The organism is Niastella sp. OAS944 (assembly GCA_024809215.1).
Taxonomy (GTDB): Bacteria; Bacteroidota; Bacteroidia; order Chitinophagales; family Chitinophagaceae; genus Niastella.
The window spans coordinates 728,252-754,426 of record JANUBW010000003.1 but is presented as its reverse complement, the minus strand read 5'-3'; the positions used below and the strand labels follow the sequence as shown (position 1 = coordinate 754,426).

Sequence of the window (26,175 nt, the reverse complement as noted above, 5' to 3'; positions counted from 1 at the left end):
ATTAACCTGTTACCGTTACCGGCTGCAATAGTTTTGAAACAAATAATACAATTATGAAAATGATATATGTTCTGGCAGGCGTATTAATGTCTTTGCAGTTGCATGCCCAGCAACAAACGGGGCGGGTAGTGTATGAATATACCCGGCAAATGCAAATAAGAATGGGTGGCCCCGGCGGGCCCGATCAACCGCCACCGCCACCCCATGCCCACACTATTAAACAGGAAGTACTGTTTGGTAACAATCAAATGTTGCGTCGTGCATTGGAAGACAATAATATTAACGACTTTCCGGGCGAAGGTGGCGGCATTCAGATCCGCGCTTTCGGCATGGGCGATGATGATATTACCTGGCTCAATTTTACTGATGGCCGTAAAGTGGAACAAAAAGAATTCGCAGCCAAACAATACCTGGTTAGCGATAGTATTCGTAAACAAAACTGGAAGCTTACCGGCGAAACCAAAACGGTATTGGGCTATGCATGCCAGCAGGCCACTACAACCCGCTATAGCAAACGCATGATGATGTCGATGGATAACGGCGAAATGGTCCGAAAAGAAGTGCCCGATACCAGCCAGGTGGTGGTATGGTTTACACCAACAGTTCCTGTACCAGCTGGTCCTGATTATGAAGGACAGTTACCTGGCCTGATATTACAAATTGACATTAACGGCAACACTACCTATAAAGCGATTGAAGTATCGCAGAAAGCAGATGTTACGGCTATTAAAGAACCAAAGAAAGGCAAGAAAATAACAGCTGAGGAATTTAATAAAGAAAGGGAAAAACTTATGGCCGAAATGCAACGTAATGGCCCCAGAAGAATTGGACATGGGGGGTAATTCAATGTAGTATTAAACGCATACCCTAATAATACGTAATAGTATTGCCATAATCATTATAAGACAGTGATGACCATCATAGATTAATTGAATAAATCATTCTACTTTCACCATGGTTTTTCATAGGATATTGGATTAACACGGGCTGGATTTCTATCCGGCCTTTTTTATATTCTTTAAACCGATAGCATCGGTTATTTTGTATTGTTACTTTAAAAAAGTTATCGCTAATCAATAATTCACTAAACCTGTAATTATGTGATGGCCGTCATAGATTTTATGATTTTAAGATGTTAATTTCAAAGTGGTTTTTCATAGGATATTGGATTAATACGGGGCTGGATTTCTATCCGGCCCTTCTTCTTAATCGCGCGAAAGTATTAATGCATTATAGGGACCCAAGTTAACAGCTATACTATACAGCTGGCCATCCTGTTTGCTTTCAAAGGTTTCAGCATCCAATGCTTCTGTATCAGTAAAACTTTCATCATACCCTTTCCAGTCGCTGTTAAAACGAACTTTCCATACACCTTCTTCGGGTACACCTATCACGTAATCCTTATGTTCTTTATTAGCAAAGTTTAGAACAACAATAGTACTGTCCTTAGGACCGCCATCGTACCAGCGATGAAAGGCAATAACTTTATCATTATTGTTTACGTGAATAACCTGCGAATGCTGTCCCGAGAGGCCTTTTGTTAATCCATCAACATTACGGCGCAGGCGAATACAATCGCGGTACAGGCGGGCAATGCCTTTAAAGGCGGAGAACTTTTCCCAGTCGAGGGGATTTTGATCATCGAATTCCTTGTTCTCAACGAACTCCTGGCCCTGAAAGATCATAGGTATACCCGCGCAGGTAAAAACCATTACGGCACCCAATACCGATCTCTTTTTGGCAAACCAGCCTTGCGAATCACCAGGCGCTATTTCTTCAGGCACCCGTACTTTACCATTGGCCACATCGTCGTGCGATTCGGTATAGATCACCCGTTGAAATGGATCGCCATTAAAATTGTGTGTAATAGCGTATTGAATTTTGTCCATATTGCGGTGTTCGTCTTCGGGCACCTTCAATTCATCGCGTACACTGAAAGTAAAGCTGGGGTCCCATTGGGTATTGAAACCCTCACCGCCATCTTCTAATTTTTTGGTGATCCATTCATTGTTTTGCAGGTCTTCGGCAATGGTTATTTTCCATGGGTACCGCGCTTTTATTTCTTCATTTATCCATTTCATAAGCGTCCAGCCCTCGGGCAGGTCGGCATCGGGCAGGTTTTTACCATGTACATTACGAACAAACAAAAGCGCATCGGTACGTAAGCCGTCTAAATGATAATCTTCGAGCCACATTAAAGCGTTATCGCGTAAATACTGTCGCACTTCGGGCCGGCCATAATCGGGGCGCGTATGACCCCAGGGTGTTTCAGCCCGCCAATCCTGGTAAAAATAAATACCACCGGCCCCATTCTCGCTCCAGCCATCAAATTGCCAAAGATCGAGGTCCGATGGGCCAAAGTGATTGTACACCACATCGAGTATAACCGCAATGCCCAGTTCATGCGCAGTATTGATAAGCGCTTTCAATCCTTTTACACCGCCATAGTCGCTCTCAATAGCAAAGGGGTGCGATAAATTATATCCCCACGAAAAGCCGCCCGGAAATTCGGTGGCAGGCATTATTTCAATAGCATTTACACCCAATGCTTTTAAATAGCCTAAGCGCTGCCTGGCCGTTTCAAAAGTGCCGGGCTTACCGTTTTCTTTTACATTAAAAGTTCCTATATGCATTTCATAGATCACCAGCTCGTTCCAGCTGGGCATATGAAAATCCTGATCTGTCCATTCAAAATGCGGATCGGTTATTATGGAGTTGCCGGCCGAGTTGGTCATTTCACGTGCATAGGGATCGTAGCGATGGAGCTCACCAATATCGGTTTGTAAAACATATTTGTATTCATTGCCTATTGCAGCATCCGGAACGTTCAGCCCCCAATACCCATTGCCTTCATGGGTCATTTGATTCTTGTTCTTTGCCCAGTTATTAAATGTACCTGTTACAAATACCTTTTTGGCGTGGGGCGCCCAAACTCTGAAAAATACGCCATTCTCGTGGGGAATAGCGCCCATTCCTTCAACCCTTACCGCAGGGGCTGCCAGCGTAGTGCTTTTCTTTGACATGGTAGTAAAGTTTGTGGATTTACATACCACCAATGCAATTTTGCTACCATGCCATAAGAGCTTATCTTCTAATAACATGAACATCGCTTACTTGGCCCGGCGCGCTCAAACCGTTCCTGGTAAGGCTGTAGGTAAAGCTTAGCAGGAAAAAGCGCTGCAGGTTCTTTACCCTTTTATCTTCAATATAGTTTTGGCTGGTACTGCGGCTTACGCCTATGTTTTGTTTTAACAGGTCGAAAGCCGATAGCTTAATTTCACCCCGGTTATAACGCAGGAACTGTTTGCTTACAAAAGCATTCCACAAAGGCACTTTTGCATTGAACCCACTGGCCAGTTGGTTATTAATGGTATAGGTAAATTCTGTATTAAAGTAAAAGCTTTTGGGTAGTTGCCAGTTTACTTCGGTACCATATGTATGGTTCAGGTATTCGGTATTTAAAGATGCCTGTAAACCATATTGCGTTTTGTAATAATTGGTGCCGGCCAATAACGATATGTCTAGCTTTTCAGTTGCACTGATCTCAAATCGCACTTCGGGCGAAATGTTTAAAGTATTAATGCTGTTTACTGCGCTATTGATGAATGATTTGTTTTTTGTATAACTGCCATTGGTACTAAAGTGTACCGAACCTTTCAAAAAGCGTATAGGCAATCCAAGGTGTACGCTACCGCTTATATCGTACGTTCCATCAACATTTACCGGCCGGGTGGTTTTTACACCAACTGAATCTATGGTATCAAAATCAACGATCTTGTTATCGGTACGGCGTACATTAAAAAAAGCAAACAGGTTCTTGTTTCTGAATGGGTTCACTGAGAAAAAATTAAGTTGCACCGAATGCGTTAACTCCTGTTTCAGATCGGCATTACCAGCTTTTATATTTAACGGGTCGGTGTTATCGGGTACGGGTTGTAATTGTGTTACCGATGGCTGTTTGGTAGTTGTTGTATAGTTCAGGCGCAGGTTACGGAATTTGGTGAAATTATACTGCATGCGCACATTGGGCAACAGGTTGTGAAATGTTTTGCTTATGGTAGTATCCTTACCCGCCGCAATACTCTGCCCTTCCAGCTCTGACTGTTGCCAGTTTACGCCAGCCGCTGCATTGAATTTTCGCAATTGCATTCGCCAGCGAATACCAAACTGATTGTACCCATAACTGTTTTCATAATCATTGGTAAGGCGATCGTTCAGGTGGTCGAACTTACCGCTTAGTTTATTATAATCGTACGTTGTTTTTTGTGCCATACTTACCGTATTACTTTTTGCCACACTGAATTCAAGCAATGACTTTTTAAAAATGGGCTCTGTATACACCAGTTTTGCTGTGTAGCCGTTCAGATCGCTGTTATTGGTATTGTGCTGGTTTATTGAATCGGTCCTTATAATTGTACCTGCGGTATTACGATAAGTATTGGTTGAAAACAAACTACCATCGCCCTCACTGTTATTCAGGTTGTTTTGTAAGCTCAACGAAAGTGTTCTTCCCGCTCGCCTGAACTTCTTCCTGAACAGCAGGTCGTTCCTGAAATTATATCCCTTATTATTCGACTCATTTTCACTATACCCACTGGTGCCCGGTTTACCGGTAAGCGATAAAGTGTTGTAATCACTTACAGATGAATTGGCAGTTTGCTGGTAACCAATAGAAGGCGATATTTTTATACTGTGAAAGGAATCTATTTGAATATCGGCGCCCAGGTTTAGCTTATGGCTATTATTGAGGTTCTTTGCAAATGAATTCTGATTATAATAGTACGATGAATCGCCGGGTAAAAAATACTGCCGTTGTATATGACTTTCGGTATTGGGGTTATAACGGTTGTAGAAATAGTTACTGGTAAAATTGGTTTTATTGCCAATGATATTATTGTAATTGAAGCCACCGCCCCAAATGGTTCTTATGCCATTGCTGTTATCGTTCTGGCCAGTAGGTTCATCGTTTCTCAAATTTATTTCAATACCGCCACCACCGCCCGATGGCTGCATATTGCTCATGCCTCCATTAAAGCTCAACATATCCATAAACGAAAACCCTTCCGAATTGGTATTGTTACCCATACCAATTACCGAAAGCTGGCGCGCACCCTTAAATGAGTTTACATTGAACCTGCCCTCGTAGCGGTTATTGGTGCCACCGCCAGCCATTGCCTTGCCAAACATGCCCTTCTTTTTGTCTTTCTTCAATTTCAGGTTAATGGTCTTTTCGCTATTACCATCATCAAAACCTGTAAGCTGGGCCTGGTCGCTTGCTTTATCGTATACCTGTACTTTATCAACCGCATCGGCCGGCAGGTTGCGGGTGGCCAGTTTAGGGTCATTGCCAAAGAACTCTTTGCCATCGACCAGTACTTTCTTTACCTCCTGCCCCTGTGCTTTTACGGTACCGTCTTTTTCTACTTTAATACCAGGCATTTTTTTCAGCAACTGCTCTACAGTGGCATTGGGTACTATTTTAAATGAACCTGCATTGTATTGCACCGTATCATCAATTAAGGTAACGGGCGGCGCTTCGGCAGTAACCGTTACTTCGCTTAGCATACGGCTAACATCGTTCATTATAATGTTACCCAGGTTCACCTGTTTGTTGTTATCGCCGATGGTAAAAAGCCGGCTGCTGTTGTGATAGCTTACATGGGTGGTGAGCAGGCGATATTCGCCATTGGCAAGCCCGGCTATTTCAAATTGCCCTTTGCTATCGGTCATTGTAAACGAAACCAGGGAGGAATCTTTTTTCTGCAGTAGTGTTATAGTAGCAGCCACAACGGGTTGTTTGGCCAGCGTATCAAACGCAACGCCTTTTACTACCCCGTTCTTTTGGGCCAGTAAGCATGAATACAAAAAACAGCAAATGATGAGCAGGTAAACCTTCTTCATACCGGGTAAATTTTCGTGTTGGTAAAACCGCTACGAAAATATTCTTACCCGCCGGCAACGAAGGTTAAGCAGGGTTGGTTTAATGTTAATGAAGGTTAATGTTTGGCCCACACCTGTACGGAGGCCGTTTCACTTGGGCTTTCTTCAAATACCTGTAAAACGATCTTCCACGCACCGGCATCTGCCAGTAACTGCATTTCAACATGCAGCTTTTGTATACTTCCTGTATTGGGCAGAAAATGGAAAGAAATGATGGTTTGTTTTTTATCTTTTTCAGGCGCCTGGTACTGGCCATTGAGGATGACAGGCTTTTGCCCTTCAAGTTTAACTATGGTATTGTGAATTTCGTTGTACAATTCGCTGAACCTTGTTTTTGCTTTCAGAAAGTCGTTCGAGGTGAACAACTCGCAGGTCCAGCTATACAATTCATTTGTTTTGTACTGGGTAAGTACGCAGTTCACCGAACCCGGAATTACAACCTTTGACTTATAATTAACACTGGGCTCATACGCCGAAATGCGATCTCCCTTAATATTGTTGAAGTGATTGGGATAGTCTTCTATCACCATTTTAAGTGCAGCGTTGGTGTTATTGGTGAATACGCTTTGTGCGCCAGCGCTCAGGCTTACTAATAAAGCCAGTAACAATGGGGTTACTTTGCTCATGGGTAGGGTATTTGTAACGGAAAAATAGTGAATTCCAACATGTTATTAACAGGTTAAATGCTAAATTCATACAAACACAATAAAAAAGCGCCATTGAACGTTACTTGGGGTAGCTTATTCACTTATTCATTATCAATTCAATACCAATGAAAAAAAATCCAATGTACCACGATGTACAAATTGCCAAGATCAACAAAACCATTTATCGCCCTTCTTCAAACATCATTCGTTTTGCAAAATCCCTGTTAGCGGTAATTATGCTGGGTAATTCGCCCATCAGCACTCCTTCACCGGTAAGAAGGAAATTCCACTAATTATTTAATATTATTTATAACGAATAGCACTTACCTCTGAAACCACAATTGTATGTGCTAGCACTCCCGGCTTCGGTCGGGAGTTTTTTATTTAGGGCATGTCCTAAATAAAAAATGCCACACCCCGGAGGTGCGGCACTTTTATACTATTTGGTTGGAACTATTAATTATTAATGGGGGTAGCTGGCATACCGCCAGTTGGTCCGCCTCCATTTATGTTGCGCTCCATTTGGCGTTGAATATTCCTTGGCATTCCCGGAGGGCCTCCACGACGCTGCTCGCCGGCACGGTTAAGGTTGTAAGTAAAGGTTAGCATGAAGTAACGCTTCAGCACAGTTGAGCGGGTATCCTGCACATAGCCATCACTTATTGTACGCGAAATGCTCTGGTTCTGGTTCAACAGGTCATTTACCGAAAACTTCAATTCACCATTCTTCTTTTTGAACAGCTGGTAAGCAAGGCTCGAATTCCACAAAGGAATGCTTTGGTTAAAGCCATCGGCACGGCCTGTGTTTATATAATAATCAAAGTCGGTTGATAATACAAAACTCTTCAGGAATGTATAACTAACATCGGCAGAATATGTTTGCGTAAAGTATTCATTATTCTGAATAGATTGCTGGCTATAAGTTGCCTTATTCCAGGCAACACTACCATTCAAGCCAACTATCAATGCGTCTTTGATGTTCAGGTTAATACCGGCAGTTTGCGTTATTACAAACGTGTTGGTAATATTTTGCTTTTGATACAGAACGTTGATGTCGCGGTTATACGAAATTGAGTTATTGAAGTTCAGGCTGCTTCCTTTCATTCTTCCCTGTAATGGCAGGCCAAATGTAATAAAAGATGAAGTGCTGAACGATCCATTCAGGTTCACCGGAACAGTATACTGCGCGCCGTAAGGCAACGTATCGAGACCGTATTTCTGCCTGATGTCTGGCATCAATGTATCGATGCTGTTAACGATCTTATTTTGCGTATTATTCAGGTTTATGTTTACGCTCAGAAATTTAAAAGTAGCGGCATCAAATGTATTATAGTTCAGGTTTACATTGTGTGTAAACTCCTGTTTCAAAGAAGGGTTACCATTGGTAACAGATAATACATTCGTTGCATCGGGCACCTCCTGCAACTGGTTTACCGACGGCTGGTTGGTTCTTCCCCTATAAAATAACCGCAGGTTCTTTGAGCGGCTGAACTGATAGCTAAAGTTTGCTGTAGGGAACAGGTTAGTATATGATTGCTTTATAGTAGTGTCGCCATACAATGCACGCTGGTTAAAATTATTCAACTCAGAATGTTCAACAGAGGCCCCAATTTGCCAGCTGTACTTCGCTTTCTGTACACGGAAATTAGCGCCGGCGCGATGGGCAATAAAATCATTCTCTAAATAGTTGGTCTGGCTTTTATATACCGAGTCGTATTTTCTTGCTACAGAATCATAATGTGAAAAAGCATCGCGGTCGCTGGTTGAATGGCGGTTGGTATAGGCATAGTTAAACTCCAGGATCTTGTTAAGGCCAATGGGTTCAGTATAAGAAGTACTGAGCACATTGTTCATTGATCTGGTTTTTTGGAGCGATTGAAAATCCTGACTTGTACCACCCGTTATAAGGCCCTTGGCATTATAAGTAGTTAATGGCGTTTGTGTAATACCCTTGCCTTCGCTATTGTTAATAGCGTTGTTCCAGCCAATTGTTAATGTACGGCCCAGCTTATGAAACTTACGGCGATACAATAAGTTATTGTTCAGGTTTATTCCATCGCGTTCATTACTGTTTATGTTTTTGCCTTCATTGGCAAGGAACTCGGGCGTTCTGGGCGATTGGGCACGTGTAAACAACGTATCATAAGTATACGATTCGGAATGTTGTAAAACCAGGCTTGGGGTGTACAACAAAGAGTTCATTGAGTCAATATAATATTCAAAGCGAAGATTGAACCGGTGGTTCTGGTTCTTCGTGTTGGAGAACATATCTTCACTCTGTAAGGTTGTAGAGTCGTCGTTGATAGTACGTTGCGTAAGGCTTTGTTGCTGTTTTTTGTTTTCGCTGGTTGAAAAGAAATAGCTGCCTGTAACATCTATCTTACTACCCCATTTATCGGTATAGTTAATGCCTGCATTGGTTGCTTTTGTAATACCGGTATTGCTGCTACCGAAATTACTGAAGTTGCCACCGCCGCCGCCAAAGTTTCCGCCGCCGCCACCGCCCCGGCGACCACCACCACCTCCGCCGCCGCCACTAAAGCCACCGCCTCCTCCACCGCCACCGCGTGAAGAACCATAACCACCCATATTGCCTACAATGTCATTAAATGAAAAGCTCGACTTATTGAGGTTGTTTGATCCAGCCAGTACGCTTATTCGACGGTCGTTATCGAAACGGTTAAACATAGCGCTTGCCTGGTAACGATCGTTATCGCCGGCCCCGGCAATAAAGCGTCCGAAATATCCTTTGCGTTTATCTTTCTTTAATTTGATGTTTATTGTTTTTGACCTGCTACCATCATCAATTCGGGTAAACTTAGCCTGGTCGCTCATATCATCAAACACCTGTACCGATTCAATCATATCGGCGGTTATGTTCTTGGTAGCCATTTTAGGATCGGTGCCAAAAAACTCCTTGCCATCAACATATACTTTTTGCACATCTTCACCCTGTGCTTTTACATTACCGTCTTTATCAACCTGCACACCTGGTAATTTCTTTAACAGGTCTTCGGCAGTTGAGTTAGGTTTTGTTTTAAAGGCATCGGCCCTAAACTCAACTGTATCTTTTTTAACGCTAATTGGCGGAGCTTCAACGACCACTTCTTTCAGCATGTCGTCTTTCTTACTCATGTAAACGGTGCCAAGCTGCACATTGGGCGTTTCCGCCGAAACAGTGAATTTAATATATTTTGGAGCATAACCCTGATAGGTGATCATTAAACGATAATTGCCGGCATTCAGGTTTTTTATCCTGAATTCGCCCTTGGCATCGGCCAGGGTATATGATACAACGCTTGTATCGGTTGCATGTAGAACGGTAACAGTAGCATCGGTAAGGTGATCAACATACATACTGTCGTATAACTTTCCCTGTATGCTGCCCGAAACATTCTGGGCAAAACCAGCGGAAGCAAATACAAGGAACAGGAAAAACAGGGTAAAAATCTTTTTCATGAATGGATTATGAACATTAGTGATATAACCTTTTGACGCTACTCCCACAAAAAACTTGTGTAAACAAGGCTTTCTGCCAAAAGTTTACCGTCTCGACAATTTTAATATGTTTTCCAAAAAGATATGCCACGATGCGGCATTATTCCATGCGTATCGTGGCATATTCACTTTATTAATGTAAACCAGGTTGTTAGCTGAAGAGGTATTCTACGTCTTCTCTTGTCAGTGACTTCACAAATCCTTCATCGTCAGTGATCAGGTCCTTGGCCAGTGACCGCTTTTTATCCTGCAGCTGTAATATCTTATCCTCAATAGTGTCTTTACAGATCATGCGGTAGGCAAAAATGTTCTTGGTTTGGCCAATACGGTGTGTACGGTCAATCGCTTGTTGCTCAACGGCAGGGTTCCACCACGGGTCAACTATGTACACATAGTCTGCCGCAGTAAGGTTCAAACCCACACCACCCGCTTTAAGTGAGATCAGGAACACGCGGCATTTTTCATCATTTTGAAAACGTTGAATAGCGCGTTCGCGATCAATGGCAGAAGTGCTGCCATCGAAGTATTCAAAGTCAACTTCCTGCTCTTTTAGTTTCTCTTTAATAAGGGCCAGCATACCCAGGAACTGTGAGAACACCAGCGCTTTATGGTTACTGATGTTTTCAGTGATCTCACGGGTCAGCTCTTCCAGTTTTATTGAGTGGTTAGGGAACTTCTCTGTTTCATTTAAAATGGCCGGCGAATCACATATCTGGCGCAACTTCATAAGCCCCTGTAAGATGGTGAGCTGGCTACGCTGTATACCCTGCTGTTCAATGGTGCCCATGATCTTATCGCGGAAGTCGTTGCGATAGGCATCGTATATAGCCTGTTGTTCTGATTCCATTTCACAAAACAGAATAGTTTCGATCTTGTCGGGAAGATCTTTGGCCACCTGCTCTTTTGTACGGCGTAATATGAATGGATATAATAGTTTACGTAAATGGTCTTTACGATCGGCCTCGCCAAATTTATCAATGGGAATAGCAAACTCCTGTCTAAAGAACTCCACACTTCCCAGCATACCCGGGTTCAGGAAGTTCATTTGGGCAAAAATGTCGAAGGTGTTATTCTGCAAAGGCGTACCACTTAAACAGATCCTGTTCTTTGAATTCAGCAGGCAGGCAGCCTTGGTAACCTTACTGGTTGGGTTCTTAATGGCTTGCGATTCATCGAGCACCACATAATCGAATGGTATTTCAACCAGCAGTTTTATATCGCTGCGTAAAGTACCGTATGTGGTAATAATGATCTCAGCGTTCATGAACTGTTCCTTCCCTCTTGTTCTTTCGCCACCATGGTGAATGTAGTAGGTAAGCGTGGGGGTGAACTTCTTGATCTCATTTTCCCAGTTAAACATCAACGTGGTGGGACAAACTACCAATGCACGCAGTTTACCATGACTGGTCCTATAATAGTTCAGATAAGATAAAGCCTGTACGGTTTTACCCAAACCCATGTCATCGGCCAGAATGCCACCCCAGCCAATTTCGCTTAAGTAATGTAACCAGTGATATCCATGCTCCTGGTATGGACGAAGCACACTCTTTAAGTGTTCAGGCAACGGTATCTCCTGTATCTTGTTAAAGCTTTTTAGTTGTTCGTACTTTTCTTCCAGCTTCAACACCAGCTCTTCTTCACTGCGGTTATCATACAGCTCATCAATTACGCTCATATGATATTTGGAAAGACGCAACTGGTTTTGCTTACCCTCGCCCACCCTAAACAGCAATGAATATTTTTTGATCCACTCCTCGGGTAAAATACCCAGGGTACCATCGTTCAGTTGTACAAACTGCTGGCGGTTGGCCAGGGCTTTCTTAACATCGGCAATGGTTACCTTTTGATCGCCAAACACAATATCAACCCGTGCATCGAACCAGTCGGTATTGCTGCTGATGTGGATCTTTGTTTGCGGGCGCGCGGTATTAAAACGGAAGTTCTTCAACGCATCAAACCCAAACACCGGGATCTTCATTTCCTTCATGGCATCAACAAACAGGAAGAACCAGTTATTCTTTAACACATCGCTTCCTTTCAATGCCAGCTGCTGGCCACCTTCGGGTCTTATAAAACCTGAGTGCAGGTTCTCTAATTTTTGTATGAAGCCCGTTTCTTTTTCTTTATTGCGGTGAACGATCACCACTCTTTCGGTATCGGGTATTACCAGTTCATCTTTACCACCGGGTTTTGTTTCAAACCCTTTGTAGGAGAACAATGGTTGAAATACCAGGTAATCGCCTTTCTCCTGAAGCACCACGCGTTTTTCCGGATCACCGTCCTTTACTTCGCTTACCAGGCTGCCATCAAAATCAACATGGTATTCTTTGGTAAGCGGCAATACCATCTTACGCAGTTGCTCGGGCCAGTCGGCCTTTGAATAAACCAGTTTTCCCTTTCCATGGAATTGTGTAACCAGGCTCACGTCTTCCGGCTTATCCCACAGAAATAAATTATCGTTATAAAAGAAAAGTAAACTGCTGTCGATGCCGTTTTCGCTGATGTTCACTTGTTGACCATTCAACTTTACCCAACATTCAATTTCATATTGGCTCTTACCGGCAATTACTTTAAAGAAAGGGGTAATATAGTCTGTAACTATACCGGCCGTATGCAGGTTCTCAGTTTTAAATACTTTCTTCCCGTTCAGGTAAAATACAAACGGATTGGCCGCTACATCTGTAAACAGCTTTTTCAGCTTTGGATGCAGGTACTCAACCATCAGGGCTTTTGTTTCTTCGGGCAGGTCATCTTCTTCGTGGTGAATGATGTTTTCCCAAATACCGCTGAATGGTGAATTGCGGTTAAGGTATTTGGTAACCTCTACATCCTGCATTTTACGCAGCTGAGGTATCATTTGCTTGTCGGCCTCGCTGTACACCTCAATGTTCACAAATTTGCTTAGGTCAAGCTTTTCAACCTTACCCGTGTATTGTGTGCCTTCTTCATTTATTTCGCCACTGATGGCGTCAACTGAAAAACCGGGATAGCTTTCATAATTGAAATTAAACACTACGCCTATGCGATGTGAAGAACGTTCTTCTTTGATATCTTCAACCGCAGCCTCTGCTTCTGTAGCGGCTGGCGTTTCAATTACCGGCTTTGGTTTCGACCTGGCGGCGTCCTGTGGTGAAATGCGTTTAATAGACGAATCGAGCACCCGTAAAAAAGGTTTGCCATCTTTATAGGTGAACTCAAATTTGCCATCGAGGTTATCGCTTAGCTGATAACCATAGGCCTCCAGTAATTTATTCTTTTCTTTATCCCAGTTACGAATACTGTCGAAGTAATAGGGGCCGTATGCATTCAACAATTGCAGAAAAACGATCACCTTGGGTAAACATAATGGATGCTGGCGGTCTTCGTAATTACAGCTGGTATCAAAATTCCGCTCTTCGTTCTTACGTATAACCACCTTCCAGGGCGTGCCATCGATGTTAACTGTAGCTTTTACAACTTCGTCCTGCGCATATTCTATATCGGCGCGTTGTGTACGAAGGTATTTTTCTGCTTCTGTATATACTTCGGGAGAGCAAAGCAACCGTAGTGTTTTCAGATCAATGAATTTCATCTTCAACACGGTATGCTTTTGATCATAATCCACCTTCTCGGTCTTCAACATATTTTTATCCAGCATTTCCTGCAGCTGAATAAGCGCTGCAGCTTCGTGCCGGCAAATATCGCCGAGGTTATAGGGACATGCACAACGAACACTCAGCGTTCGCGAATCTTTAAACTTCTGTATGTTTACTTTATAGTAGGTGGTATAGGAGTCGTCTTTCACCCTGAAGGTTACCGAGTCAAGGAGTTCGTCATAGTCCACCAGTTCAACATATCCAATGGCGTGTATCTTTTTCCCCCTACGGATCACTTCGTCAGTTCCATTGGTATATACATACTTAATAAGATGAGGTAGTGCCATGCTTAATTTTAAGTTTCCTAATCCAAATGTCAAAAGGGCAATCTGCAAAAGTAAAGGAAAAAAGGTGAGCTTATAAAGAAAAAACCGATCTTAAACAAAATTAATATGGTGGGCTGGCAGGCTGTTATTTCCGAATCATCCGGTTGCCAGTGTTTTATAAACAGATAATAAAATAATTTGTTCGCTCTCCCTTAAAAACGCCTTAAAAAATCAATTAAATGCTATTGTAAACAGCAATACAAATAATGCAGCTTTCTTTGATAAGGTATAGAAAAATGTGTTAAAAAAGTATTATTTCTTCACCAATAACTAATACAAAGAATGGCTGGCCTTGCGTTTCGCAGTTTTACACCCTTTTAAAAGATTGAGGATTTTATTACCAACAATTATTGGTATAGGCTTTGTCTAATTATAACTTTGTTTGCACCTAAGCCTGAAAAATTACTACAATGAACCCGTTCATGCGTTTATTGATCATTCTGCTGTTTGCTTCCTTTTCTTCGGTTGGCCAAAAATTGAAAAAAGCCGATAAAGTTGTGATTACCAACCTGCAGGCACACATAACGTACCTGGCAGACGATAAGTTGGAAGGTAGAAGAGCCGGCTCTAACGGAGAAAAACTGGCCAGCGAATACATAAGCAGCGAATTTCAAAAAGCCGGCCTTGAACCAAAAGGGGAAAAAGGTTGGCTACAGCCATTTGAAATATATGATGGCAAACAAATAAATGCTTCCACGCTGCTGTTCATAAACGATCGTGAACTGAAATTACATGATGAATATTTCCCTTTTGTATTTTGCCCCGGCGCCAGTATTGAGGCTGCCGTATCACCTGCCGTAAAAGAAACAGGCGTTCCCTGGTTTACCGATCTGAAAGATATAATTGAAGACAATAAAGAGAACCCGCATTTTGATATCACCAATGCCATTAAAACAATGGCAAATAAAGTTGCCGGTAAAGGCGCTACTGCATTGTTTGTTTATAACAGCTCAGCAATAGCCGATGAACTCAAATTTGATGCAAAGGATAATTCACAGCCTTTGACCATTCCGGTTGTGTATTTAACAGCAAAGGCCTGCAAACAATACCTGGCCGATGAATCGGCCACACTTGACCTGAAGTTAAAAACAGCTATAAGTGATAAAAAAAGAACAGGCCACAACGTTATTGGCTATATCAATAATGGCGCACCTGCAACTATTGTTATTGGCGCCCATTACGATCATTTAGGCTATGGCGAAGATGGTAACTCACTATTGCGTACTGCCGAAAAACAAGTGCATAATGGCGCCGACGATAATGCCAGCGGAACCGCTGCATTAATAGAGCTTGCCCGTTCGCTTAAATTGTCGAAAGACAAAAACAATAACTACGTATTCATTGCCTTCTCGGGCGAAGAATTGGGCTTATTTGGTTCGAAGTATTTTACCGAACACCCAACCATTGAGTTGCAATCGGTGAACTATATGATCAATATGGATATGATAGGCCGCCTAAACGACAGCAGTAAAACCATAACCGTTGGCGGTTATGGCACCTCGCCTGCCTGGGGTAATGTATTTACCGCATTAAGCAAACAAAAGTATTTTACCGTTAAATACGACAGCAGCGGCGTAGGCCCCAGCGATCATACATCGTTTTATTTAAAGAACATTCCCGTGCTTTTCTTTTTTACCGGGTTGCACAGCGATTATCATAAACCTACCGATGACGCCGGTAAGATCAATTATACCGGGGAGCTATTCATTATAAAATACATTGAAAGCCTGGTTACACAAACCAATACCAAAGGCAAACTGACCTTTCAAAAAACACGTGAACCTGCCACTACCACCACTGCCCGGTTTAGTGTAACCCTGGGCATTATGCCCGATTACACTTTTTCGGGAAACGGTGTACGGATTGATGGAGTGAGCGATGGACGCCCTGCTCAAAAAGCCGGACTGCAGACCGGGGATATAATTGTACAACTGGGCACCTTCGATACCAACTCGCTTGAAGCCTATATGCAGGCACTGGGCAGGTTTCATAAGGGCGATAAAACCACGGTTAAGTATAAAAGAGGGCCCGATACGAAAGAAGGCAATGTTGAATTTTAAGTTTTATACCTTTACGGCAATAAAATGGAATGAAACTTAAGCTCGACCTGGATGATTTGGCCAATGATTTTTTCGACAATACCCGTTTGCTGGGTATTGTGGCGCCCCTTAAAAGCTACCAGTTTTGCTGGCATCTTAATAATTTACTTCACTTCGATTTTCGCATAAACAACGATATAGAGATCCAACTGCAAAAGAAAAACCGCTACTATTACTTTTCGGTTTTTGAATATCGTGAACCCACCGGCAGCCTGGTACACTATTTATACAATAATCAGTACGACGGAGAATACCTGTTGCCCGAATTCAGACACCTTGACTTTTTATGGTTAATGAAAGACGACACCGTGACCGATGCTTTTTTTCATCAAATACTTGAATCGGTGAAAACCATATCGGGTGTTCAGTTGGTTATGGAGTTAACGAATGAGAAGATCAAGAATAAAGGCCACCTGATTTTTTAGTTGACGAGGAGTTGAAAAGTTGACAGAGTTGATAAAGGTGATAAAGGATTTACATTTAGAACCTGTATTCGCTTTCAGCCTTAGGCCTTCGGCTTTCAGCTGTATTTATTTGCTGCCCCGCTTCAATTAACACAAAATCTTCATTTATATGTGGACAGAAGAAAATAACAAACTATACCGGAAGTTCGAATTTAAGAACTTTTCCGAAGCTTTTGCCTTTATGACGCGTGTTGCTTTGGCAGCAGAAAAAATGGACCATCATCCTTTATGGACCAATGTGTATAACAAAGTAGAAGTATGGTTAAGCACCCACGATGCCGGTGATGTGGTTACCGATAAAGACCGGCAGCTGGCAAAGAAGATAGACGCACTGGTTAAATAGTTGACGAGTTAACAAGTTGACGAGTTGCCTCTGTGCAGCATGCCGCGTAATAGTTGAAAGGTTGATAAAGGTGATAGAGTTGATAAAGGGAATACAGCTCAGGCTGTTTTGTATTCGCTTTAGCCCTTCGGCTTTGGGCTTTCACTAGCTGTTTTTACGCTTGCCCATTCACGAAAGCAACCAACCTCCATATTCTTATATGCCTTTTAATAAAACCAATTAAAAAAGCCATCCCTTAATGAGATGGCTTCTTGTTATGTTTTGAGGCATGTGGCCTTCAGCCGTTCATGCTTGCTAAGAACTCGTAGTTGTCTTTTGTACCGCGCATACGTTTCAGCAATTCATGCATCGCTTCTTCCGTATTCATATCAGTAAGATACACACGCAGCAGGTTCATCCGTTGTAATACATCACGCTCTAACAACAGATCGTCACGGCGGGTTGATGATGCTACCAGGTCAATGGCAGGGAATACGCGCTTGTTTGCCAAACGGCGATCGAGCTGCAATTCCATGTTACCGGTTCCTTTGAACTCTTCAAAGATAACCTCATCCATTTTAGAACCAGTATCAATCAGGGCGGTTGCCAATATTGTCAATGACCCACCATTCTCAATTTTACGGGCGGCACCAAAGAATTGTTTAGGCTTTTGCATTGCGTTCGCTTCCACACCACCTGATAATACTTTACCAGATGCAGGCGCTACGGTGTTGTGCGCACGGGCCAAACGGGTGATAGAGTCTAACAGGATCACAACATCATGACCGCACTCAACCAAACGTTTTGCTTTTTGTAAAGCGATGGTAGAAACCTTTACGTGCTTTTCAGCAGGCTCATCGAAAGTAGAGGCAATTACTTCAGCACGTACGCTACGCTCCATATCGGTAACCTCCTCAGGACGCTCATCAACCAGCACCACCATCAAATAACACTCTGGGTGGTTGGCCGCAATAGCGTTTGCTACTTCTTTCAGCAATACTGTTTTACCTGTTTTAGGTTGCGCAACAATCAATCCACGCTGTCCTTTACCAATGGGCGTGAACAGGTCCATTATACGGGTGCTATATTGATTAGGTGCGGTGAACAGGTTTAATTTTTCGTAAGGGAAAAGTGGCGTTAAGTAATCGAACGGCACCCGGTCCCGTACATCTTCAGGTTGTTTACCGTTAATGGTTTCAACCTTCAACAACGCAAAGTATTTTTCACCTTCTTTTGGCGGACGAACTGCACCAAATATGGTGTCGCCGGTTTTTAAGCCAAATAGTTTTATCTGTGAAGGAGAAACATAAATATCGTCGGGAGAAGAAAGGTAGTTATAATCTGAGGAGCGTAAGAAGCCATATCCGTCGGGCATCATTTCAAGTACACCTTCTGCCATAATAACGCCGTCAAACTCAATGTTAAAGGCAGATTCGCGACGATGGGGATATGATTTTTGTTGCTGCTCTGAAGAAGGCTGTGGTTCTGCAATGCGCTCGTGGTGTTCCTGGTGGGCTGTTATGGTGTTATTCCCTTGCTCATCATCCTCTTCATCTTCTTCATCATGATGATCTTGAATATCTGTTAATTCATCTTCATCGCTATCATCATTCATTACTGGTAATATTGGTGTAGCTTCTTCTTCCTCTTCTTCTTCAGGCTCTGGCTTTTTGCGTCCTTTCTTTGCCGGAACCGGCTTTTCAACCACTACCTTCTTTTTAGGCGCTTCCTTCTTTAATTCTTTACGCACTGGTTTATCATCACCGCTTACCACATCAGCTTCTTCAGTTGCGTTTGCTGTAGTTGTTTTAACTACACGTTTACGTTTACCTTTTTCATCTGTCGCACCATTCTTTACTGCACTGGCTACAATAGCCTGCTTATCGAGTATTTTATATACTAGTTCCTGTTTGTCTAATTTTTTTGCGTTGGGTATTTTTAACTGTTCAGCTATATCTAACAGTTCTGGAACGAGCATGTCGTTCAATTGCAAAATGTCATACATAAAATAACTTGTGAGTTAACACCTTAATCAGACGAGCAAACTTTGTTCGTTGAAAAAATCTAGTGAAAAAAAATTGAAATGAGTTTATATGCGTGGAAAAGAATAACTGATGAGCTTTGTGAGTATCGGGTATGACTTATCAGCCCTATTCCAAACACAATAATACGCCAAATTTACAAAAAGCAAAAATTTTTGGGTTTGATCCCGCTTTTCTGTCACTTTTTTAACCCTGAAGGCACTTAATCAGGGAAATGGGCTACTTTCCACGGTCGGTTTAAGTCCTGCTTTATTTACTTAACTCTATCTCTGCGGCAACCTTATAATGAAATGATCTACAACCAGGCCGGTTTATTTGTTAATAGGTATGCAATTTCAGTTCCACCTTAATTGAATTGCAGCACAAATATTATAAAAAAATATTTACATTATGACTGATCTGCTGCAATTACCCGCTATTTTTTATAAAAAAGGGCGCCTGCTTCCTAAATATAAGCATAATTACTACTTACATGCACCTTATAAAGCCGGGTTATGCAATGTGTATAAGTTATTTATCAAAGATCAATAAAAGAACCAGAACACATAAGGTGTTACCCTTATGCCAGGGATCAGTAGCGGGTATTGGCCATTTACCATTATTTATAAGCTGTGCCATTAAACTGGTTAACAAACGAATAACAATTACGGTTAACCTAACAGTTATGCTTATCAACTAGCTGAATTGTATTTATCAGGATAGATCGTAACAATGCAGGAGTACCGAAAATAAGAAATCCCTGTGCAAATAACGCACAGGGATTTGAATTAGTTTATTAAAGGAAAGCTAAAGTTCAATAGTCGATTGCCTATTGATTGTGTATTACCAGTTTTCCATCTTCATAAAATGGCAGTATGTTAGCCATATCGGGCGTAAGGCAATAACGCATATCTTTTTCCAAACCAAAATTGGTAAGGCGCTGATAGTGGGTTGCATTCTTTTCTTTAAGGAACTCATACATGTCGCTTTTTGCGTTTTTGTATAAGGTTTCCGCAATACCCGAGCTATCGCAATTGATAGAAAAATGATCTTTTATTTGATGTATAACTGCACCGGCAAACAACATATCTTCCATATTAACACGGTCTTTCCATGCAGAGCAGCCCAGTAACACCGGCTGATTTTGCTGAACCAGGTACTCACACACTGCGGACAAGTTAGGGAACGAACCAGTGATAACATGTTGTGCGCCCCGCTCCAATGCCATATGCAATAACTTGGTTCCATTGGTGGTGGTTAACACCAGCGTTTTACCGCCGATAAATTCTTTAGAATATTCAAATGGAGAGTTTCCATATTCCAATCCCTCTGCAATTTTTCCATCGCGTTCGCCAGCCGTGATGGCTTCAATTTTCTTGCCCAGTTCAATACATTTAGCTACGCTATCAACCGGAATAATGCATTTGGCGCCATTGTACAAGGCGGTTGCAATGGTAGATGTAGCGCGGAAAACGTCAATTATTACTACAATGGTGTTGTTAATATCGTACAAATCAAGTAACGCTGGAGACGGAGATGTGTATAGAGTCGGTTTGCTGTTTGACATATTTCAATTAAACCGCAAAAGTAAGATTTTGGGGTGAGTGGTGAACGGCGAAAACTTAGGAAAGCGCTAAAAATTTGTAAACATTGTAACTGATGAATAGTCAATGTTGAACATCCTATTGTTTATTTTCCAATAGATGCTTCCATTTACTGCCCTCTGCATATTCCTTGATCACCTGATTACGTTGTTCCAATAGTTTTTCAAGATAGCCGGAAAGATAAATGCCACTGAAGAATTTGCCCAGTGGGCCATAGGGCGCTTCGAAATTAAAAATATCTATCATCAATGTACCATTTTCAATTGCCTTGAAATGGTGCTCATGTTTCATTTTTTTGAAATCGCCTTTTTTCATTTCATCAACAAAGGAAAAAGGCCTTTCCATGGCAGTGATCTGTACCTGCAATACCCGTGTTCTCATCAAATGTTTAGCTTTCCAGGTTACCGTTTCATTCAGGTTTATCAATCCCATTACGGTTCCCGCTACTGCTTCTTCGCGATGCTCAGACATTGACTTTTTATGCAATTCGATACTACGGCTCAAATCAAAAACTCTTTCTATAGGTGCAGCAATAAAGGTTGTTAAGTGGATTATGGGCATATGCAGGAATCAATTTTGAAAACGTCTTCCCCAAGCAGCAAGAAGTACGCCAAGGTAATAAAAAGCACCAAATCTCAAATCACAAGACCAAATAAATCCCAAAACACAAATCACAAAATTCAAAAACACATAAAATAAAAAAGGCACAAGTGGGATTCCGCTTGTGCCTTTTTATTATGTAATGTTTCTATTATACAAATGGGAACTTCACCACTTTTGCTTTCAGCAGTTTGTCGCGTACGCCAATGAAAATTTCTGAATCAATGGCAGTGTGGGCCACATCAACATAGCCCATACCAATGGCTTTTTGCAAGCTGGGCGCCTGTGTGCCCGAAGTAACAAAACCTATTTTATTTCCGGCCGCATCTTTTATATCGTAGTGATGACGGGGAATACCTTTATCTACCATTTCAAAGCCTACCAGTTTACGGGTAACACCGGCAGCTTTTTGTTGCTCAATAATGGGGCGGGCAGTAAAGTCTTTGGTGAACTTGGTGATCCAGCCCAAACCGGCTTCCAAAGGCGAAGTGGCATCGTCGATATCGTTCCCGTACAGGCAAAAACCCATTTCCAAACGAAGCGTATCGCGGGCGCCTAAACCAATTGGTTTTAATCCCTGGGGGCCACCCAGGTTAAACAGGGCATCCCAAATTTTATCGGCACTGCCATCCTTATCCTCAAAATATATTTCAACACCACCGGCGCCGGTATAACCCGTAGCGCTAATAAGCACATTATCAACCCCGGCAAATTTGCCCTTGGCAAATGTGTAATACTTTAAATTAAGAATATCGATGTCCGTTAAGCTTTGCAGCATTTTGGTTGCGTTGGGACCCTGTATAGCCAATAAACAGGTTTTGTCGGAAATGTTATGCATTTCCACATTCTTTGTGTTGAATTTGGAGATCCAGTTCCAGTCTTTTTCAATGTTGGAAGCATTTACTACCAGCATGTATACTTTATTCTCTTCAATGCAGTATACCAGCAGATCGTCAACAATGCCACCCTGTTCGTTAGGCAAACAGCTGTACTGGGCTTTGCCGGCTGTTAATTTGGAAGCGTCGTTGGATGTAACGCGTTGAATAAGATCAAGCGCATTTTCTCCTTTCAGAATGAACTCTCCCATATGGCTTACGTCAAAAACGCCGGCATTATTGCGTACGGCAGCATGTTCATCGTTTATACCGCTATACGAAATAGGCATATTATACCCGGCAAATTCAGCCATTTTAGCCCCCAGGGCTATATGCTTTTGCGTGAAAGGAGTGTTCTTCATACAGTATGTGTAGTTTTTGTTTGTGGGCGCAAAAGTAAAGAATCAATTGGCAATGCGCAATTGGCATTTGCCAAACATGGGGGTGAATGATGAATAAGGTGGGTGTTCAGGTTACCAGTTACAGGTTACCGGGTCCTTAATGGCAGCATGCCTTTCTTTGTTCAGCCTGTTGCCCAGGCAACTGGTACCTGGAAACCAGCAACAGTATTCCAATTAAAAAGGGCCCTATAGAGGGCCCCTGTTGTTCCAACTTCAACCCCGCCTGCTTCCGACGTTCGGATAACAGAGCGGCGGGGAGGTTTTATATAGCTGAGGACTGCACTTTTGCTGGTGTAGTATCCTTTTGGTTTTCCCTTGTTTTACGTTGGTAACGGTAACCGCCACCGTGGGTGCTATCGATCTCTTTGTTTAACTGTTTGCGCTCGCGTTCTTCTTCAATTTTCTGCTTTTTAAGTTCGCCCTTCAATTCCTCTTCAGTCATCTCTTTTTCGCGCTCTTTATATTCACCACGAAGTAACGCCTGAGGGTCAAGGTCTTTAACTTTCTTGGGGCCATCGGGTGTCATTATATATTCTTTACCATCTTCAACCCAATATGTACGTTCCCAGGTATCGCTAATGTCAATACTGCCGCGGTGGTTATAATTCACATCAAAATGATCGTAGCGTCCAACGTTCCGGTCTAACATAAACCTTTTACCAACCGGAACCTGCAATACCAGCAATACCTGTTGGTTGCGCCAGCGTTCGTTCTTGCTTATTGAAAATCCTTTGGGCAGGTACACGGTGCTGTCGTTTTGTGATATGGGGAAATTGATCTTCTCTGCAATACTTCTTGCCACTACAGGATCTTTTCCGCGGCTGAACCGCACCTTGGTTATATGAAAATTATTATCAAGGCTTTTCACCACATCAATACGCACCATATTCAGCATAATGGAATCGAGGTTGGCGCCAAACAAAGGCCACTCATTGTCCCAGTTCCAACCCCAGCCCCAGTCATTGCTATAGTAACGGTAGTTTATATTTTGCGAAGTAACATCGAGAAACAATTTACCGGTTGAAGGCTGGGTTAAAGTAACATTCTCCTCCACAAAATTTCTCGATTTAAAGCTTCGGATAATAGAGCCAACCAGTAACGCGGCGCTCATAATTCCGATAAACCATAAAGTTCCAAACACATAACCCAGGTAATGGTTTTTAGAGCGCACACCCATTATACGGCGCACCAGCCACGTGATCATAGAAATGATAGGTACTGCAAGGAACAGGAAAACGGTTAGCCAGGCCAGTGAGTTTTGCCAAAAACCTTCCAGTAAAAATTCCTTTACCGACATCAGAGGCACACTGCCAAAAAGCATAGCAATCAACACGCCAAATAAAGCAAGGGCAACAATACCTACAATAAACAGGAAGAAGGCTTTAAACAATACCCCGATTATATGTGCAATACCACTGCCGGCATTACGGGCCGTTGCCGAAGCCTCGGTAGTAAATGTTTTTACCCGTTCGCTTTTTGCATATTGCCTTGCCTGGCTGCCAAACTGCTGGGCGCTTTCTTTAACTTCATTTCCCCAGTTCTGTGCTTTAGATCTGAAACTCTCCAGGTCTTCCTTAACAGTATCACGAATTGAGTTCAGATCTACGCGCTCCCCCCGCATTTCAAGTTTTTCAGCTGCTGTAACGGCAACGGGTACCGCAATCCACAAAACAATATAACTTATAAACAATGTACTACCCAACGAACCCGATACTACACGAGGAATGAAAGAGAAAGTAAAATCGTCCCACCACCAATGAAAAGGGCCCGATAGCAAACCAAGAATGAAGGGCAACGCAAATATGAGGCGGGGCACCCAGGTGTTGATGTTCAAATAAGCAGCCAAACCACCACAAACACCAGCTATCACTTTATCGTCTGCACTACGATATAGCCGTTTTGTAATATTCGATTGAACCGACTGTGAAGGCACCGCTACCCATAAAATAAGGTATACAAGCAAACCAGAACCACCGGTGAAAAGCAATACCACAAAAATGATACGCATTATAACGGGGTCTATGCGAAAGTAGTTGGCCAGGCCGCTACATACACCGGCAATGATCTTATCATCGGCATTGCGAACCAGTTTGCGGTGCGTTGCATACTGTGGACCAGGGCCGGCCTGCGATTGTTGATGAGCGCCCTGTTGTTGCTCTTCGCCTGCACCCGCGCCGGTTGAAGCATTGGAAGCGCTACCGCCATTGGAGCCGGTTTCGGCTTCAAAGTCTTCGGGGCGGCCCATGCTTGCCATCACCGCTTGTACATCGGCGTCGGTAATGCAGGTAGCGCCTTTTTTTATTGTTTCTGAAAACAATTCAGCAATACGGCTTTCAATGTCGTTAATGATCTCATCGCGGCCTTCTTCGTTGGCGAAATACCTTCGCAAACTATCTATGTATTGCTTCAATATTTCGAAAGCAGTTTCCTCAATAGGAACTACCCTGCCCTGGAAATTTATATTGATTACCTTTTTCATGGTGAATAGTGTTTGTTGGTTGAAGTTTTAGTTGTTGGGTTGGGGTGTTTCCTTAGGATATTCTGAATTTTCAATGGCATTGTTCTCATTGACCGAGGTTGCCAGCGACTCCCTTTTGCTTGCCAGCGTATTCACTGCATTGGCCAGCTCGTTCCAGGTTGTTTCCAGCTCTTTAAAAAACTCTTCGCCTTTAGGGGTAAGCGAAAAGTATTTGCGGGGAGGGCCCGAATTACTCTCAACCCATCGATAGGTTAACATTTCTGCATTCTTCAACCGGGTTAATAAGGGGTAAAGGGTACCCTCCAGGATCTGGAGATTTGCCCCTCTCATTTCATCCACAATATCACTCGGGTAAGCTTCCCCGCGGCGAATGATTGAGAGTATGCAAAACTCCAGTATCCCTTTCCGCATCTGACTTTGGGTGTTCTCAATATTCATGGCTATACTTTTTCTCAGACCTACAAACTGTCTGTTTCATATTACTGGTTTATAGAATTGTTTGCTGCAGCTATCGGCTCTGCCTTTATGATCTGGTACAAACCCAATAACTGGAATATATTTTCAAAAGATCCTGTTTGCCGTTGCCCTTTAATGGTAATTGAATGGTCCTGCTGCTCAGGCCCCATTACTACTAAGTTATCGCTCTTCTCTTTTTTATCAACCCAGTTATACTGTTTACCGCCTAAGATCACCACTTCGGGCCTCGAGGCTTTTTGCTTATCCATATTAGCGCCCAACGTAAACAGGGCGATCAAAATGGCTATAATAATTGGGATTGGCATGGCTTGGTGTGAGGCAGGGTTTTATTCCCTTTCACATCACAAATATAAGGAGGTTTTTAGTACTATGCAACACATAGTACCATTCTAATCACGGTAATGTTTATAAAATGCTAATCAGCTTAACCAAAAACATTTGATTTTCAATGATTTTGGATTGAAGCATTCTTGAAACTAGGTTTTTGGGATTGTATGAGTGGTAGAAAAGCGAGGTCGAAAGGAGTTAGTTGGGCTGGGCCAGCTTTGGGATTTTGGAAAGGATCTATTTCACCTAGCAGGGACCTCACAGGGAAATAACAGGGACCTCACAGGGACCTTACAGGCATTTTACCCCTGTTAGGTCCCTGAAAAGTCCTTTTAAAATTCCTTTGAAGTCCCTGTTATTCCCATAAATGGCAATCAAAATTCTTTGCCCAGGGTAAATAGAATGGGCGGATAAGCTTTCCTTTTCAGGATGACTTATCCGCCCAATAATTCATTTATAG

General features: G+C 42.6%; 17 protein-coding genes. 5 read left to right on the top strand and 12 right to left on the bottom strand.

The features are described from left to right. Positions 1 to 53: 53 nt before the first annotated feature. A complete protein-coding gene (locus tag GGD38_RS17820) occupies positions 54 to 842 on the top strand; it encodes a GLPGLI family protein (RefSeq protein WP_375297602.1) in 789 nt (262 codons plus the stop codon). 363 nt (positions 843 to 1,205) lie between these two features. Here the strand turns inward: GGD38_RS17820 and GGD38_RS17815 are convergent, their stop codons facing one another. The 3 genes from GGD38_RS17815 to GGD38_RS17805 all read right to left on the bottom strand — a co-directional run bounded on the left by GGD38_RS17815 (position 1,206) and on the right by GGD38_RS17805 (position 6,566). Further along, positions 1,206 to 3,023 carry an alpha-amylase family glycosyl hydrolase gene (locus GGD38_RS17815; RefSeq protein WP_375297601.1) on the bottom strand — a complete coding sequence of 606 codons (1,818 nt, stop codon included), beginning with the start codon at positions 3,021 to 3,023 and terminating at the stop codon, positions 1,206 to 1,208. 61 nt (positions 3,024 to 3,084) lie between these two features. Further along, complete coding sequence (locus GGD38_RS17810; RefSeq protein ID WP_375297600.1) at positions 3,085 to 5,901, bottom strand: outer membrane beta-barrel family protein; 2,817 nt, start codon at positions 5,899 to 5,901, stop codon at positions 3,085 to 3,087. A gap of 95 nt (positions 5,902 to 5,996) precedes the next feature. Then, positions 5,997 to 6,566, bottom strand: coding sequence for a hypothetical protein (locus tag GGD38_RS17805; RefSeq protein WP_375297599.1), 570 nt, complete (start codon positions 6,564 to 6,566; stop codon positions 5,997 to 5,999). 146 nt (positions 6,567 to 6,712) lie between these two features. Between GGD38_RS17805 and GGD38_RS17800 the strand changes: the two genes are divergently transcribed. Then, positions 6,713 to 6,880 (top strand): hypothetical protein, encoded by a 168-nt coding sequence (locus tag GGD38_RS17800; protein ID WP_375297598.1) that lies wholly within the window; start codon positions 6,713 to 6,715, stop codon positions 6,878 to 6,880. 163 nt (positions 6,881 to 7,043) lie between these two features. Here the strand turns inward: GGD38_RS17800 and GGD38_RS17795 are convergent, their stop codons facing one another. Beyond that, a complete protein-coding gene (locus GGD38_RS17795) occupies positions 7,044 to 10,046 on the bottom strand; it encodes an outer membrane beta-barrel protein (protein ID WP_375297597.1) in 3,003 nt (1,000 codons plus the stop codon). Positions 10,047 to 10,236: 190 nt separating this feature from the next. After that, the gene (locus tag GGD38_RS17790) at positions 10,237 to 14,007 is read right to left on the bottom strand and encodes an SNF2-related protein (protein WP_375297596.1); all 3,771 of its coding nucleotides are present in this window, start codon (positions 14,005 to 14,007) and stop codon (positions 10,237 to 10,239) included. A 449-nt stretch (positions 14,008 to 14,456) separates the two neighbouring features. On the opposite strand from GGD38_RS17790, the gene GGD38_RS17785 reads away from it, so the two are divergent. The 3 genes from GGD38_RS17785 to GGD38_RS17775 all read left to right on the top strand — a co-directional run bounded on the left by GGD38_RS17785 (position 14,457) and on the right by GGD38_RS17775 (position 16,952). Continuing rightward, positions 14,457 to 16,106 carry a M20/M25/M40 family metallo-hydrolase gene (locus GGD38_RS17785; RefSeq protein WP_375297595.1) on the top strand — a complete coding sequence of 550 codons (1,650 nt, stop codon included), beginning with the start codon at positions 14,457 to 14,459 and terminating at the stop codon, positions 16,104 to 16,106. Between the two features lie 29 nt (positions 16,107 to 16,135). Next, positions 16,136 to 16,570 (top strand): IPExxxVDY family protein, encoded by a 435-nt coding sequence (locus GGD38_RS17780; protein WP_375297594.1) that lies wholly within the window; start codon positions 16,136 to 16,138, stop codon positions 16,568 to 16,570. 148 nt (positions 16,571 to 16,718) lie between these two features. Further along, positions 16,719 to 16,952: a 4a-hydroxytetrahydrobiopterin dehydratase gene (locus GGD38_RS17775; RefSeq protein ID WP_375297593.1), complete on the top strand. Its 234-nt coding sequence runs from the start codon at positions 16,719 to 16,721 to the stop codon at positions 16,950 to 16,952. 277 nt (positions 16,953 to 17,229) lie between these two features. Here the strand turns inward: GGD38_RS17775 and rho are convergent, their stop codons facing one another. From rho to GGD38_RS17740, 7 genes are all read right to left on the bottom strand, one after another. Then, positions 17,230 to 18,909 carry a transcription termination factor Rho gene (rho, locus tag GGD38_RS17770; RefSeq protein WP_375297592.1) on the bottom strand — a complete coding sequence of 560 codons (1,680 nt, stop codon included), beginning with the start codon at positions 18,907 to 18,909 and terminating at the stop codon, positions 17,230 to 17,232. A gap of 872 nt (positions 18,910 to 19,781) precedes the next feature. After that, on the bottom strand, positions 19,782 to 20,519 hold the full coding sequence (locus tag GGD38_RS17765) for a 2-phosphosulfolactate phosphatase (RefSeq protein ID WP_375297591.1): 738 nt from the start codon (positions 20,517 to 20,519) through the stop codon (positions 19,782 to 19,784). 115 nt (positions 20,520 to 20,634) lie between these two features. After that, positions 20,635 to 21,117, bottom strand: coding sequence for a cell division protein (locus tag GGD38_RS17760; protein WP_375297590.1), 483 nt, complete (start codon positions 21,115 to 21,117; stop codon positions 20,635 to 20,637). Positions 21,118 to 21,307: 190 nt separating this feature from the next. Continuing rightward, on the bottom strand, positions 21,308 to 22,393 hold the full coding sequence (gcvT, locus tag GGD38_RS17755) for a glycine cleavage system aminomethyltransferase GcvT (RefSeq protein WP_375297589.1): 1,086 nt from the start codon (positions 22,391 to 22,393) through the stop codon (positions 21,308 to 21,310). A gap of 301 nt (positions 22,394 to 22,694) precedes the next feature. Further along, the gene (locus GGD38_RS17750; RefSeq protein WP_375297588.1) at positions 22,695 to 24,911 is read right to left on the bottom strand and encodes a PspC domain-containing protein; all 2,217 of its coding nucleotides are present in this window, start codon (positions 24,909 to 24,911) and stop codon (positions 22,695 to 22,697) included. A gap of 27 nt (positions 24,912 to 24,938) precedes the next feature. Then, positions 24,939 to 25,349 carry a PadR family transcriptional regulator gene (locus GGD38_RS17745; protein ID WP_375297587.1) on the bottom strand — a complete coding sequence of 137 codons (411 nt, stop codon included), beginning with the start codon at positions 25,347 to 25,349 and terminating at the stop codon, positions 24,939 to 24,941. 41 nt (positions 25,350 to 25,390) lie between these two features. Beyond that, positions 25,391 to 25,693, bottom strand: coding sequence for a hypothetical protein (locus tag GGD38_RS17740; protein ID WP_375297586.1), 303 nt, complete (start codon positions 25,691 to 25,693; stop codon positions 25,391 to 25,393). Positions 25,694 to 26,175: the final 482 nt, after the last annotated feature.

What these genes read in the sequence shown, in the direction of transcription:
- GGD38_RS17820 (WP_375297602.1), top strand. Translation starts at nt 54, where the DNA reads ATGAAAATGATATATGTTCTGGCAGGCGTATTAATGTCTTTGCAGTTG.
- GGD38_RS17815 (WP_375297601.1), bottom strand. Translation starts at nt 3,023, where the DNA reads ATGTCAAAGAAAAGCACTACGCTGGCAGCCCCTGCGGTAAGGGTTGAA.
- GGD38_RS17810 (WP_375297600.1), bottom strand. Translation starts at nt 5,901, where the DNA reads ATGAAGAAGGTTTACCTGCTCATCATTTGCTGTTTTTTGTATTCATGC.
- GGD38_RS17805 (WP_375297599.1), bottom strand. Translation starts at nt 6,566, where the DNA reads ATGAGCAAAGTAACCCCATTGTTACTGGCTTTATTAGTAAGCCTGAGC.
- GGD38_RS17800 (WP_375297598.1), top strand. Translation starts at nt 6,713, where the DNA reads ATGAAAAAAAATCCAATGTACCACGATGTACAAATTGCCAAGATCAAC.
- GGD38_RS17795 (WP_375297597.1), bottom strand. Translation starts at nt 10,046, where the DNA reads ATGAAAAAGATTTTTACCCTGTTTTTCCTGTTCCTTGTATTTGCTTCC.
- GGD38_RS17790 (WP_375297596.1), bottom strand. Translation starts at nt 14,007, where the DNA reads ATGGCACTACCTCATCTTATTAAGTATGTATATACCAATGGAACTGAC.
- GGD38_RS17785 (WP_375297595.1), top strand. Translation starts at nt 14,457, where the DNA reads ATGAACCCGTTCATGCGTTTATTGATCATTCTGCTGTTTGCTTCCTTT.
- GGD38_RS17780 (WP_375297594.1), top strand. Translation starts at nt 16,136, where the DNA reads ATGAAACTTAAGCTCGACCTGGATGATTTGGCCAATGATTTTTTCGAC.
- GGD38_RS17775 (WP_375297593.1), top strand. Translation starts at nt 16,719, where the DNA reads ATGTGGACAGAAGAAAATAACAAACTATACCGGAAGTTCGAATTTAAG.
- rho (WP_375297592.1), bottom strand. Translation starts at nt 18,909, where the DNA reads ATGCTCGTTCCAGAACTGTTAGATATAGCTGAACAGTTAAAAATACCC.
- GGD38_RS17765 (WP_375297591.1), bottom strand. Translation starts at nt 20,519, where the DNA reads ATGTCAAACAGCAAACCGACTCTATACACATCTCCGTCTCCAGCGTTA.
- GGD38_RS17760 (WP_375297590.1), bottom strand. Translation starts at nt 21,117, where the DNA reads ATGCCCATAATCCACTTAACAACCTTTATTGCTGCACCTATAGAAAGA.
- gcvT (WP_375297589.1), bottom strand. Translation starts at nt 22,393, where the DNA reads ATGAAGAACACTCCTTTCACGCAAAAGCATATAGCCCTGGGGGCTAAA.
- GGD38_RS17750 (WP_375297588.1), bottom strand. Translation starts at nt 24,911, where the DNA reads ATGAAAAAGGTAATCAATATAAATTTCCAGGGCAGGGTAGTTCCTATT.
- GGD38_RS17745 (WP_375297587.1), bottom strand. Translation starts at nt 25,349, where the DNA reads ATGAATATTGAGAACACCCAAAGTCAGATGCGGAAAGGGATACTGGAG.
- GGD38_RS17740 (WP_375297586.1), bottom strand. Translation starts at nt 25,693, where the DNA reads ATGCCAATCCCAATTATTATAGCCATTTTGATCGCCCTGTTTACGTTG.